13 protein-coding genes are annotated in these 11840 nt (G+C 68.5%); 1 reads left to right on the top strand and 12 read right to left on the bottom strand.

Annotated features, from left to right (window positions below):
* Nucleotides 1-31: 31 nt before the first annotated feature.
* The 9 genes from pcp to ACOCMH_RS17235 all read right to left on the bottom strand — a co-directional run bounded on the left by pcp (nt 32) and on the right by ACOCMH_RS17235 (nt 7425).
* Nucleotides 32-682 (bottom strand): pyroglutamyl-peptidase I, encoded by a 651-nt coding sequence (gene pcp, locus ACOCMH_RS17275; RefSeq protein WP_427312239.1) that lies wholly within the window; start codon nt 680-682, stop codon nt 32-34.
* A 16-nt stretch (nt 683-698) separates the two neighbouring features.
* Entirely contained in the window at nt 699-1649 is a 951-nt protein-coding gene (locus ACOCMH_RS17270; protein WP_427312238.1) for a DUF979 domain-containing protein, read from the bottom strand.
* Nucleotides 1650-1659: 10 nt separating this feature from the next.
* The gene (locus tag ACOCMH_RS17265; RefSeq protein WP_427312237.1) at nt 1660-2385 is read right to left on the bottom strand and encodes a DUF969 domain-containing protein; all 726 of its coding nucleotides are present in this window, start codon (nt 2383-2385) and stop codon (nt 1660-1662) included.
* Nucleotides 2386-2492: 107 nt separating this feature from the next.
* Nucleotides 2493-3233: a 5-oxoprolinase subunit PxpA gene (gene pxpA, locus ACOCMH_RS17260; RefSeq protein ID WP_427312236.1), complete on the bottom strand. Its 741-nt coding sequence runs from the start codon at nt 3231-3233 to the stop codon at nt 2493-2495.
* Nucleotides 3234-3263: 30 nt separating this feature from the next.
* Nucleotides 3264-4283, bottom strand: coding sequence for a biotin-dependent carboxyltransferase family protein (locus ACOCMH_RS17255; protein WP_427312235.1), 1020 nt, complete (start codon nt 4281-4283; stop codon nt 3264-3266).
* Nucleotides 4280-4927, bottom strand: a complete 648-nt coding sequence (gene pxpB / locus ACOCMH_RS17250) for a 5-oxoprolinase subunit PxpB (protein ID WP_427312234.1) — start codon at nt 4925-4927, stop codon at nt 4280-4282. The genes ACOCMH_RS17255 and pxpB overlap by 4 nt, the downstream gene beginning before the upstream one ends.
* Before the next feature lie 216 nt (nt 4928-5143).
* The gene (lipA, locus tag ACOCMH_RS17245; RefSeq protein WP_171516603.1) at nt 5144-6139 is read right to left on the bottom strand and encodes a lipoyl synthase; all 996 of its coding nucleotides are present in this window, start codon (nt 6137-6139) and stop codon (nt 5144-5146) included.
* Between the two features lie 40 nt (nt 6140-6179).
* Nucleotides 6180-6908: a lipoyl(octanoyl) transferase LipB gene (lipB, locus tag ACOCMH_RS17240; RefSeq protein ID WP_427312233.1), complete on the bottom strand. Its 729-nt coding sequence runs from the start codon at nt 6906-6908 to the stop codon at nt 6180-6182.
* Between the two features lie 148 nt (nt 6909-7056).
* Nucleotides 7057-7425, bottom strand: coding sequence for a DUF2917 domain-containing protein (locus ACOCMH_RS17235; RefSeq protein WP_427312232.1), 369 nt, complete (start codon nt 7423-7425; stop codon nt 7057-7059).
* A 248-nt stretch (nt 7426-7673) separates the two neighbouring features.
* On the opposite strand from ACOCMH_RS17235, the gene ACOCMH_RS17230 reads away from it, so the two are divergent.
* Nucleotides 7674-8630 carry a transcriptional regulator GcvA gene (locus tag ACOCMH_RS17230; RefSeq protein ID WP_427312231.1) on the top strand — a complete coding sequence of 319 codons (957 nt, stop codon included), beginning with the start codon at nt 7674-7676 and terminating at the stop codon, nt 8628-8630.
* A 1-nt stretch (nt 8631) separates the two neighbouring features.
* On the opposite strand, the gene ACOCMH_RS17225 is transcribed toward ACOCMH_RS17230, so the two are convergent.
* From ACOCMH_RS17225 to rodA, 3 genes are all read right to left on the bottom strand, one after another.
* Nucleotides 8632-9708 carry a tyrosine recombinase XerC gene (locus ACOCMH_RS17225; RefSeq protein ID WP_427312230.1) on the bottom strand — a complete coding sequence of 359 codons (1077 nt, stop codon included), beginning with the start codon at nt 9706-9708 and terminating at the stop codon, nt 8632-8634.
* A 4-nt stretch (nt 9709-9712) separates the two neighbouring features.
* Entirely contained in the window at nt 9713-10399 is a 687-nt protein-coding gene (locus ACOCMH_RS17220; protein ID WP_427312229.1) for a DUF484 family protein, read from the bottom strand.
* 287 nt (nt 10400-10686) lie between these two features.
* Nucleotides 10687-11829: a rod shape-determining protein RodA gene (rodA, locus tag ACOCMH_RS17215; protein WP_427312228.1), complete on the bottom strand. Its 1143-nt coding sequence runs from the start codon at nt 11827-11829 to the stop codon at nt 10687-10689.
* Nucleotides 11830-11840 lie beyond the last annotated feature (11 nt).

Genomic DNA, 11840 nt, shown 5'->3' with positions numbered 1-11840 from the left:
AGAGGCGGGAACAGGCCCGGCGGCGTCAGGCCTAGTGCAGCTGCCCGCCCTGCTCGCGCACATCGGCGCGGGTCGACAGCGCCGTGGCCACCGCGGTGCGCAGGCCCCTCACCAGCGTTTCGTGCGCCAGGCTGGGCTGGCCCGGATGGCGCGCCGCCTGCTCGGGCAGGTACGGAATGTGGATAAAGCCGCCGCGCACCGCGCCGTCCTGCGCCCGCGCCAACCGGTGCATCAGCCCGTAGAAGACATGGTTGCAGACGAAGGTGCCGGCGGTCTGCGACACCGACGCCGGCACGCCCGCCGCGCGCATGTCGCGCACCATCGCCTTGATCGGCAGCGTGGCAAAGTAGGCCGCCGGGCCATCCGCGGCGATGGCGGTGTCGATCGGCTGGGCGCCGGCGTTGTCGGCGATGCGCGCGTCGTCGACATTGATCGCCACGCGCTCCACCGACATCTCGGCGCGCCCGCCGGCCTGGCCCACCGCGATCACCAGCACCGGCCGCAGCGTGTCGACCAGTTCACCGATCGCGTCGATCGCCGCGCCGAACACGCAAGGCAGCTGGCGCGCGACGATCACCGCGTCGCCGACGCGTTCGCCGTCGAGCGCGCGCACGGCTTCCCAGGATGGATTGATCGGTTCGTCCTCGAACGGCTCGAAGCCGGTCAGCAGCACGGTAGGCATGGCGGGGCTCCCTCGGTTACATCAGGAAATACAGCAGCGCGATATTGGCCGCCAGGATCGCCAGCGCGGTCGGCACCTGCGCGCGGATCACGGCGTTCTTGTCGTCGAGCTCCAACAGCGCCGCCGGCACGATATTGAAGTTGGCCGCCATCGGCGTCATCAGCGTACCGCAATAGCCCGAGAACATGCCGATCGCCGCCATCACCGCCGGATTGCCGCCGAACATGCCGACCAGGATGGGCACGCCTACGCCGCCGGTCATCACCGGGAAGGCCGCGAAGCCATTGCCCATGATCACGGTGAACAGCGCCATGCCCACGCAATAGACCGCCACCGCCACCAGCTTGTAGTCCAGGTTGATATAGGCGGTGGTCAGGTGCGCCACGGCCTTGCCCACGCCGGCGTCGGCAAACACCAGCCCCAGCATCGCCAGCATCTGCGGCAGCACCAGCGCCCAGCCCAGCGATTCGGTCAGCCGGCGCGATTCGCGCAGGCCCTGCGCCACGGTGTCGCGCGTGAGCCAGCACACCACCGCCAGCGAGACCAGGCAGCCGATGCCCAGCGAGACGAAGGTCACGTTCTTCGGATCGAGCAGCGGCACGCCGGCGATCTTGACGTCCTTGAACAGCATGGTGCCGATCACGGTCACCAGCGGGATCAGCAGCGCCGGGATGAACAGCTTGTTGCCGAGGCGGCTCGCGCTGGCGCGGCGTTCTGCCTCGGGCAGGCTCTCATGCTTGCCGTGGCCGACGCCGCCGAAGCCGGCGATCAGCGCCATCACCACCGCGCCGATGCCGACCGCGGCCGGCGGCAGCCGGTCGCCAATCAGGAACACGATCGCGTACAGCAGCCAGAACAGGCCGGTGCTGAGACGGCGCGGATGCGCGCGGTCGGCGAAGGTCATCAGCGCGGTAATGGCCAGCACCAGGCCGGCGAGCCAGTAGAGGTATTCGATGGAGATAATCATGGCGCGCTCCTTATTCCGCGCTCTTGGCAGGCATGGCCGGCACCGCCTTGCCGCCCAGCTCGCGCTCGAGCCAGCCATCCAGGCGCTTGAGGCGCACCGCATGGATCAGGAACGCGCAGATCGCGGTGGGAATGCCCCACACGGCGATATGCAGCGGCTCCACATCGATGTTCGACGACAGCAGGAAGGTATGCATCAGCGCGATCGCGCCGAATGCCACGAAGATATCCTCGCCGAAAAACAGGCCCACGTTGTCGGTGGCGGCGCAGAAGGCCAGTACGCGCTGGCGCACCGGCTCGGGCAGGTGGCCGAAGCGGTTTTCGGCCGCGCCCTCGGCCATCGGCGCCAGCAGCGGACGCACCATCTGCGGGTGGCCGCCGAGGCTGGTCAGCCCGATCGCCGCGGTCAGCTCGCGCACGCCGAGGTAGACGATCAGCAGGCGCCCGACCGTGGCCGAGGCGATGCGCGCGATCCACGCCTGCGCATGCTCGCGCAGCCCGTGCCGCTCCAGCAGGCCGATCACGGCCAGCGGCAGCAGGATGATCAGCGGCAGGTTGCGCGCCTTGACGAAAGCGGTGCCGATCGCCGCGAAGATCTGCATCAGCGGCATGGGCGCGGCCAGCCCCGTTGCCAGCGCGGCGAGCACCACCACCAGCATGGGATTGAAGCGCAGCACGAAGCCGACGATGATGACGCCGACCCCGACAAGGGGCCAGAGATTGACTGCCTGTTCCATGGAAACACCAAACGAAGATAACGAAGGCGCGCGGACAGCAGCCGCCGTGACGCGTGACGGGGCGGGCCGCGTGAGAGAAATGCCGGCGTGAAGGCGGGTGAACGCGCTCAGTCGCCGGCGCGGATCGCGATGCCCTCTGCGCCCAGCCGTTCCCGGATGCGGCGCGCAAAGGCCAGCGCGTGGGCGCCGTCGCCGTGCAGACACACGGTTTCGGCCTGAATCGGTACCCAGGTGCCGTCGATGGCGCGCACGCGCCGCTCGCGCACCATGGTCAGGGTCTGGCCCAGGGCGACTTCCTCGTCCTCGTGCAGCGCGCCCGGCGTGCCGCGCCTGACCAGCGTGCCGTCGGGGTTGTAGCCGCGGTCGGCAAAGACCTCCTGCTTGACGCGCAGGCCGGCCTCCTTCGCCACGTCAATCATCTGGCTGCCGGCCAGGCCGAAGAACACCAGGTCGGCGTCGAAGTCGCGCACCGCGCGCACAATCGCGCGCGCCAGCACCGGATCGCGCACGGCCTGGTTGTACAGCGCGCCATGCGGCTTGACGTGGTGCAGCTGGCCGCCCTGCGCGCGCACGATCGCGGCGAGCGCGCCGATCTGGTACAGCACGTCGGCGTAGACGTGCTCGGGGTCGCGCTGCATCTCGGTGCGGCCGAAGTTCTCGCGGTCGGGGTAGCTCGGGTGCGCCCCGATCGCCACGCCGCGCTCGAGCGCCCACTTCACCGTCTGCACCATGGTGGCGGCGTCGCCCGCGTGCCAGCCGCAGGCGATATTGGCCGAGCTGATCAGCGCCAGCAGCGCCTCGTCATTGCCACAGCCTTCGCCAAGATCCGCGTTCAAATCGATCTGCATTGCCCTTCTCCAGTGCGGCGCCTTGCGCCCTTATGCGGCCACCCGCGTGCGTGTGCGCCGGCGCGCGGCAATCGGCATGCCATCGCCCTGCCACCGCAGCGCCTGCTCGATCTGGCGCAGGTAGCGTGCCAGCTCGGCCTGCGCCGCCTCGGCCTGCGCCAGCGTGACCTGGGCGAAGCGCACCGGCGCGCCCAGCGGCACCTGCGCCAGGCGCCACAGGTCGGCGCCGATCACCACGCCGATCTTGGGATAGCCGCCGGTGGTCTGCGCATCGGCCATCAGCGCGATCGGCTGCCCGGCCGGCGGCACCTGCATCACGCCCGGCACCACGCCGTGCGACAGCAGGTCGGCGCTGCGCCCGGCGCGCCGCGCCAGCGCCGGCCCGTTCAGGCGCAGGCCCATGCGGTTGCTGTTGGGCGTGACGGTCCAGTCCGCCTGCCACAGCGCGGCCTGCGAGGCCGCGTCAAAGTCATCGTATTCCGGACCGGGCAGCATGCGGATCGTCGTGGCCTTGCCTTCGACTGCGGCCGGCAGCGCCCACGCCGGCGCCTGCACGCCGATCCAGTCGGTCTCGGCTTCCAGCCCCGGGCGTCCCGCGGGCAGGCGGTCGCCCTCCTGCAGCGCGCGGCCGCCCAGCCCGCCGAAACCGGACTTCAGGTCGGTGCTGCGCGAGCCCATCACCGGATCGACCGCAATGCCGCCCGCCACGCACAGGTACACGCGCGTGCCACCCCGGGTCGACGGCAGCGTCAGGGTCTCGCCCTTGTGCGCGTCGAACGCGTGCCACGACCACACCGGCACGCCGTCGAGGTTGGCGCCGCATTCGGCGCCTGCGAGCGCTACCCGCATATCGGCATGGAAGCGCACCGCGGCGCGGCCCAGCGTGAATTCAATGGCGGCGCACTCCGGCGCGTTGCCGAGCAGGCGGTTGCCGACTTCCACCGCCAGCATGTCCATGGCCCCGCAGCGGCCCACGCCAAAACGGCGGAAGCCGGTACGGCCCAGGTCCTGCACCGAGGCGAGCGCGCCGGGACGAATGATCTCGATCACGCGATGATTTCCTCGGCGACAAAGCGCACGGTATCGCCGGGCGCAAACAGGGACGGCGGATCGCGGTCCGCCACGAAGAGTTCGGCGTCGGTGCGCCCGATCAGCTGCCAGCCGCCCGGCAACACCGCCGGATAGATCCCGGTCTGCTCGCCGCCGATGCCCACCGACCCGGCCGGCACCGCCAGCCGCGGCTCGCGCCGGCGCGGCGTCGCCAGTTCCGGCGCCAGCCCGCCCATATAGGCGAAGCCCGGCTGGAAGCCGAGGAAGTAGACCACGTACTCGCCCGCGGCATGGCGGCGCACCACTTCCTGCGGCGACAGGCCGGTATGCGCGGCGACGTCGCCCAGGTCGGGCCCATGCTCGCCGCCGTAGCGCACCGGGATCTCGACCAGCTTGCCGGTCGCATTGCGCGCCTCCCCCGAGGCCCACGCCAGCTTCAGGTTGCGCTCCAGCGCGTCCACGTCGGCGCTGCCGTCGAAGATGACGGTGAGGTTGTTCATGCCTGGCACCACGTCCACCACGCCGCGCCAGTCGGCCGCCCGCGCGGCCATGGCCCAGATCCGGCGCTGGACGGCCAGCGATGCAGGCGGCGCGACGCTGTACAGCAGCGCCTGCTCGGCGAGTCGGTGGACGGTGCAGTTCATGAGATTCCCGTTAGCGCACTTGCTAACCAGTGTAGGCAGACAAGCCGGAATGTGACGTCTTTGTATTTCATCGATAATTTATCGATGAATTCATCATATCGACATTGCCGGCGACGGGACAGTCGGGGTTGACCCTAGGATGGGCCGGGGGCACCAAAGCAAAACGGCCGGGAAAATTCCCGGCCGTTTTCTATTCCATCCAACTGACCAGCTCTCTCAGGCAAACCCCGCCTGATGCGCCTGCTGGTCGGCATGGTAAGAGCTGCGCACCATCGCCCCCACGGCGGCGTGGGTGAAGCCCATCTTGTAAGCCTCCTCCTCGAACATCTTGAACGTGTCCGGATGCACGTAGCGCAGCACCGGCAGGTGATGGTTCGACGGCGCCAGGTACTGGCCGATGGTCAGCATGTCGATGTCGTGGGCGCGCATGTCGCGCATGACTTCCAGGATTTCCTCGTCGGTCTCGCCCAGGCCGACCATCAGGCCGGACTTGGTCGGCACATTGGGATTGCGGCGCTTGAACTCCTGCAGCAGCTTGAGCGAGTGCGCGTAGTCAGCGCCCGGGCGGGCCTGCTTGTACAGGCGCGGCACGGTTTCCATGTTGTGGTTCATCACATCCGGCGGGCAGGCCTGCAGGATGTCCAGCGCCTTGTCCAGGCGGCCGCGGAAGTCGGGCACCAGCACTTCGATGCGGGTGCCGGGCGACAGCTCGCGCGTCTGCGAGATGCAGTCGACATAGTGCTGGGCGCCGCCATCGCGCAGGTCGTCGCGGTCGACGCTGGTGATGACCACGTAGTTCAGCTTGAGCTGGGCGATGGTGCGCGCCAGGTTGCCGGGCTCGTTCACGTCGAGCGGATCGGGTCGGCCGTGGCCGACGTCGCAGAACGGGCAGCGGCGCGTGCACTTGTCGCCCATGATCATGAAGGTGGCGGTGCCCTTGCCGAAGCATTCGCCGATATTCGGGCAACTCGCTTCCTCGCACACCGTCACCAGGTTGTTGGCGCGCAGGATGTCCTTGATCTCATAGAAACGCGAATTGCCGGTGGCGGCCTTCACGCGGATCCAGTCCGGCTTCTTGAGCTTTTCGGCCGGCACGATCTTGATGGGGATGCGTGCGGTCTTGTCGGCCGACTTCTGCTTGCGGGTCGGGTCGTACTGCTCCGCGGGGGACTGCGGGGCTTCGCTGGAAGTGGCGATCAGGGCGTCGCTCATACATTTCTCCGCACGCGCTCGGCGTGCATTTCGCTTTTGACTAGGAGGCCAGGGCCGGGGCGGCAGGTTCTTCAGCTGCCAGCACGCGAGCTTCGTGCGCTGCCAGCACCTCGCACAATGCAGCCGCCAGGCGCTGTGCGATTTCGGGTTGTCTTGCCGCGGTCACGGGCACCGGCGCGCCATCGGCATCCGCCACCGGACAGGTGGCTCCCGCGGTGGCCATGTCGACCGTTTCCAGTCCGGCATAGCCGCAGGGATTGATGCGCAGGAACGGCGACAGGTCCATCTGCACGTTGAGGCTGACGCCGTGGTAGCTGCAGCCGTTGCGGATCTTGAGGCCGAGCGCGGCAATCTTGGCGCCCTGGCGGGGCCCGCCGGACAGGTAGATGCCGGGGGCGCCGGGCTTGCGTTCGGCTGCGAGATTATACGCCGCGAGCGTGTCCAGCACGGCCTGCTCGATGCCGTGCACCAGCTCGCGCACCATCAGGCGGCGGCGGCGCAGGTCAAGCAGCAGATAAGCCACGACCTGTCCCGGCCCGTGGTAAGTGATCTGCCCGCCACGATCGATCTGCACCACCGGAATGCGCTCGTCCGGCGCCAGCAGGTGCGCGGGGTCGCCCGCCTGGCCCAGCGTGTAGACCGGCGGATGCTCGACCAGCCAGACCTGGTCGGGCGTATCAGAGGTGCGCGCGGCGGTGAAGGCGCGCATCGCGTCGAAACACGGCTGATAGTCCTCGCGGCCGCGTTCGATGACTTGAATCGGATGCATGGCGAGAGTGTAACGAAAAGGGCCGGCTTGCGCCGGCCCTGCCTGCCCCGTTCAGGGAGCGGAATCGTCCGCTGCGTCACGCGACCAGACCAGGCGCAGATGGCCCCGGCCCCGATGCGACGCGGACGTTGCTCCGCCCTCTCCAACTTCAGGAGGCGGTGACCCGCTCCTGGTTCGGCGTCCACTCGGTGCCTCGAACCAGCCGGCGCAGGCTGCGATACACCAGGTGGGGCAGGTCGGCCAGCGCCAGCGCCGGGCGGCGCGCCTCGGCAATCAGCGCCAGCCGCACCGGATGCAAGGCACGCGGATCTATGCTGAGCACCACCTCGTCGCCGCTGCGCAGCAACAGGCTGCCGCCACAACGCAGCCAGTAGTCCTCCGAATCATTCTCGCGAGTCAGCCACACATCGGTGCCACGGGCCTCTGCAATGTGCAGGCGCTGGGGCGCATGCACCGACAGCGTGGTGACTTCGCCAGGATTCAGGGTGAACTCGGTCGTTGTGAGCACGGTTTTCATGGTGGTTCTCCGTTCAGCCGGCCCTGGCGGGGATACGCCAGACACAGTACGGATTCGCCGCGGGTCGCCGGAACTGGCCCGGCAAGGGGACCAGGCCAGTTAAATCCTGCGAATATCGTGGTAAAGAAGGGGGCAACTGCGGGGGCCGGTGATGGAATATTAGTGATTGCCTGGCCACTATCAAAACGATATATTTTCTTTGTTCTTGTTAGCCAATCTCACATAACCCCGATTGCCTGGAGGCGGCCATGGCCTGGAAAAGCGCCTGGGAAAAAGACCTGCCGCGTGGCTGGCACCGCGAGTTGCCGCGCCTGCCGGCGCTGACCGCGCTGCGCGCGTTCGAAGCCGCGGCGCGGCACGAGAGCTTTTCGCGCGCCGCGACGGAGCTGTTCGTCACGCACGGCGCGGTCAGCCACCAGATCCGCGCGCTGGAAGAAGAACTGGGCATGCCGCTGTTCGAGCGCCACGGCAAGCGCGTGGCGCTGACCCCGGCGGGCCGGCTCTATGCCGAGCGCGTGCGCGACGCCCTGCTGCAGATCGCCGATGCCACGCGCGCGCTGCAGGCCGGCAACCGCGACAAGCGCCTGACCATCAGCACCATGCCGTCGTTCGCCGCGCGCTGGCTGACGCCGCGCATCGGCAGCTTTATCGAGCGCCACCCGGAACTGGATGTCGAACTGCTGTCGTCGAACACGCTGGTCAATTTTGCGCACGAAGAGGTCGATGTCGCGCTGCGCATGGGCAGCGGCGACTATCCCGGCCTGTATGTGGAACGGCTGCTCGACGATGTCTTCTTCCCGGTATGCAGCCCTGCCTTCAACGGCGGGCGGCTGCCCGAACGGCCGCAGGACATGGCGGGCCTGCCGCTGCTGCGCGGCGAGGGCGATCCGTGGAAGCCGTGGTTCGAGGCCGCCGGGCTCGATTGGCCCGAGCCGCGCAAGGGCTTGCTGCTGGAAGATTCGTCGCTGCTGCTGCAGGCCGCCTCGGAAGGCCAGGGCATTGCCCTGATCCGCTCGTCGCTGGCGTGCAACGACCTGCTGTCCGGGCGCGTGGTGCGGCTGTTCGAGGTCAGCATTCCATGCCCGTGGCTGTTGTACTTTGTGTGCGCGCCGGGCGCGCTGAACCTGCCCAAGGTGCAGGCGTTCCGTGGCTGGCTGCTGCCCGAGATCGAGCGCTTTCGCGAAGTGCTGGCGCAGTGGGAGTGAATCAGTCTTCCGGCGTATCGTCGCTATCCGCCGCCCGGCCCGGGGCATCGGCCGCCGCTTTCGCGCGTGCCCGGCCGGCACGCGGGTGGGCCTTGTCGTAGACCTTGGCGAGGTGCTGGAAATCCAGCGCGGTGTAGACCTGCGTGGTCGAGATGCTGGCATGGCCGAGCATTTCCTGCACCGCGCGCAGGTCGCCGGAAGATTGCAGCATGTGCGTGGCGAAGGAATGCCGCAGCATATGCGGATGCACATCGGCGGGCACGCCGGCGCGCAGCGCCTGCTGCTTGAGCCGCAACTGCACCGTGCGCATCGACAGGCGCCGCCCGCGCGGACCGAGGAACAAGGCATGGGCGTCCTCGGGCGCCGCGCCCGGCCGCAGCCAGGCGTCGCGCACCGCGAGCCACGCCTGCAGCGCGGCGACGGCCTTGCTGCCGACCGGCACCGAGCGCCGGCGCGAGCCCTTGCCGGTCACGGTCACCTCGGCGCCGGCCAGGTCGAGCCAGCCGCTGGAGCGGTAGCCGTCGGCATCGGCATAGCGCAGGTCCAGCTGCACCAGCTCGGACAGCCGCAGCCCGCTGGAATAGAACAGTTCGTAGACGGCCTGGTCGCGCAGCGCCTCGGCATCGGTGCCCGCAGGGTGCGCGACCAGCGCCACCGCGTGCTCGACTGACAGCGCCTTGGGCAGCGCGTGCCCCGAGCGCGGCGCGCGCACGCCGTCGACCGGATTCACGCTGACGCCGTGGCCGTGCCGCGCCGCCCACAGGTAGAAGCCGCGCCAGGCCGACAGCGCGCGCGCGATGCTGGTGCCGACCAGCCCGGCGGCATGCAGCCGCGCGGCGAAATTGCGGATATGGTGGGTCTGCAGCGCCAGCAGCGCGACGCCCGGCGCATGCTGCGCCGCGTGTGCCTGCAGCACGCGCAGTTCGCGCGCGTAATTTGACAGCGTATGCTCGGCCAGCTTACGGCTGCCGCGCAGCCAGTCGAGATAGCGCGTGACCAGCGGGTCTGACGGCGGCGCTTCGCCGCCGGCGGCAGCGGGCGGCGCGACCGCGTCGCGCGGCGGCCGGCGTGCAGTCATGGCTTCAGTCGCGCAACCGGTTCAGCGCGGCACCCGCGACTTCGCCGATCTGCGACAGGTAGGCGGTGCCCATGCCTTCGTGGAAACGGCGCGGATCGGGCGAGCCCAGCACCAGCATGCCAAAGGCGGCGCCACGCACATCGGCGCCAGCCTCGGCCTCGCCGGCGCGCACCGGCACGCGCAGCGTCACCATCGCCAGCGAGGTGATATCGTCGCGCTCGAGCAGGCTGGCCGCCTCGAAGCCGCTGTTGCTGCCGCAGAACGGTGCGCGCAGGCCCTCGGCAAAGATGCGCAGGTCTTCGCTGGCGCCCTGCGCCACTTCCATGTGCGCGTACTGCTCGGCGACATCCCACAGCCTGAGAGCCACCGCCGGCACGTCGAACACCTGCTGCAGGCCGTCCTGCACGGCATACGGCAGCGCGTGCGAATCGGCCTCGGCCAGCAGGCGCAGCTGCCAGTCGTGCATGCGCTGCTGGGTGCGGTCGTTCTCGTGGCCATGGCGGACCAGGTCCGCCAGGCGCAGCTCCAGTCCTTTGTTCTTCTCGCGCAGGATTTCCATCTGGCGCTCCTGCAGCGACACGGCGCGATGGCTGTGCGGGCTGGTCAGCTGCACCGCGGCCAGCAGCTCGGCATGCTCTTCGAAGAATTCAGGATGGCTCTGCAGGTAGGCGGCAACGTCGTGGGCGTTCATGGGGCGTGGACCGGTAGAGGTAAAGTGGGTGGCAGTTTAGCAAACCCAACAAAGCAAAGAGACGTCCGGTGTCAGGTGCGCCCAAGCCGCCCGGACTAGCCCAAGCAAGGTGTTCCCCCTCTCCCCTCATGGGGAGAGGGCCGGGGTGAGGGGTGGTTTAGCGAGGAGCCACTTCAAGCAAGGCCAACGGTGTTAACCCACAGGCCTCAGCCTTTGACCCTCCCGCCCTCACCCCCGGCCCCTCTCCCGCAAGCGGGAGAGGGGAGCAAACCTTTGGCATGCCCCCGCTACGTCTGAATCAGCCGCTTCTGCCGCGAAATGCTCATCAGGATGCCGATGCCCGCGCCCAGCGTCACCAGTGCGGTGCCGCCATAGCTCATCAGCGGCAGCGGCACCCCCACCACCGGCAGGATGCCGCTGACCATGCCCATGTTGACGAAGGCATAGGTGAAGAAGATCAGCGTGATCGATCCCGCCAGCAACCGCGAGAACAGCGTCGGCGCATTGGCCGCGATGAACAGCCCGCGGAAGATCAGCAGCAGGTACAGCACCAGCAGCACCGCGTTGCCGATCAGCCCGAACTCTTCCGAATACACCGCGAAGATAAAGTCGGTGTGCTTCTCGGGGATGAACTCCAGGTGGGTCTGCGTCCCCTTGAGCCAGCCCTTGCCCTCGACTCCGCCGGAGCCGATCGCGATGATCGACTGAATCGTGTGGAAACCCTTGCCCAGCGGATCGCTGGTCGGGTCCAGCAGCGTGCAGACGCGGTGCTGCTGGTAGTCGTGCAGCACCGGCCAGTTCACGCCCGGCGCGCAGATGTCGTTCTGGAACGTGATCAGCAGGGTGATCGCCACCACCAGCAGCCCCAGCAGCGGCAGGATCAGCCGCCACGAGAGGCCGGCGAAGTAGATCACGTACACGCCCGCGGCCATCACCAGCAGCGCGGTGCCCAGGTCGGGCTGCTTGGCGATGAGCCCCACCGGGATCAGCAGCATCACCAGCGCCACCACGAAGTCAAACCACCGGATCACGCCCTCGCGCTTCTGGAAGTACCACGCCAGCATCAGCGGCATCGAGATCTTCATGATCTCGGAGGGCTGGATCACCATGCCGACATAGAGCCAGCGGCGCGCGCCCTTGCGGATCAGGCCGAACATGGCCACCGCGATCAGCAACGCCACTCCTACCGTGTAGATCGGCACCGCGACTCGCATCAGCGTCTGCGTAGGGAGGTAGGCGATCACGAGCATCACCACGTACGACAGCAGGATGTTGCGCAACTGGTCCTCGACGCGGCCCGGCATGTCGATGGCGGCCGAGTACAGCGCGACGATGCCGGTGGCGAACAGCAGGAACACGATCAGCGAAAGCGGTTTGTCGAAACCGGTCAGCGCGGTCTTGACCAGGGACAGGACGCGGCGGCGATCCATGCGCGTCTCCT

The organism is Cupriavidus sp. H39, assembly GCF_050271075.1.
In the GTDB taxonomy this organism is placed as follows: Bacteria; Pseudomonadota; Gammaproteobacteria; order Burkholderiales; family Burkholderiaceae; genus Cupriavidus; species Cupriavidus necator_B.
This window is presented reverse-complemented; position numbering and strand designations above follow the sequence as displayed.

Coding starts and splice junctions, on each gene's coding strand:
- ACOCMH_RS17265 (WP_427312237.1), bottom strand. CDS start 2,385: ATGGAACAGGCAGTCAATCTCTGGCCCCTTGTCGGGGTCGGCGTCATC.
- ACOCMH_RS17230 (WP_427312231.1), top strand. CDS start 7,674: ATGGCCTGGAAAAGCGCCTGGGAAAAAGACCTGCCGCGTGGCTGGCAC.
- pcp (WP_427312239.1), bottom strand. CDS start 682: ATGCCTACCGTGCTGCTGACCGGCTTCGAGCCGTTCGAGGACGAACCG.
- lipB (WP_427312233.1), bottom strand. CDS start 6,908: ATGCATCCGATTCAAGTCATCGAACGCGGCCGCGAGGACTATCAGCCG.
- ACOCMH_RS17235 (WP_427312232.1), bottom strand. CDS start 7,425: ATGAAAACCGTGCTCACAACGACCGAGTTCACCCTGAATCCTGGCGAA.
- ACOCMH_RS17225 (WP_427312230.1), bottom strand. CDS start 9,708: ATGACTGCACGCCGGCCGCCGCGCGACGCGGTCGCGCCGCCCGCTGCC.
- ACOCMH_RS17270 (WP_427312238.1), bottom strand. CDS start 1,649: ATGATTATCTCCATCGAATACCTCTACTGGCTCGCCGGCCTGGTGCTG.
- pxpB (WP_427312234.1), bottom strand. CDS start 4,927: ATGAACTGCACCGTCCACCGACTCGCCGAGCAGGCGCTGCTGTACAGC.
- pxpA (WP_427312236.1), bottom strand. CDS start 3,233: ATGCAGATCGATTTGAACGCGGATCTTGGCGAAGGCTGTGGCAATGAC.
- lipA (WP_171516603.1), bottom strand. CDS start 6,139: ATGAGCGACGCCCTGATCGCCACTTCCAGCGAAGCCCCGCAGTCCCCC.
- ACOCMH_RS17220 (WP_427312229.1), bottom strand. CDS start 10,399: ATGAACGCCCACGACGTTGCCGCCTACCTGCAGAGCCATCCTGAATTC.
- rodA (WP_427312228.1), bottom strand. CDS start 11,829: ATGGATCGCCGCCGCGTCCTGTCCCTGGTCAAGACCGCGCTGACCGGT.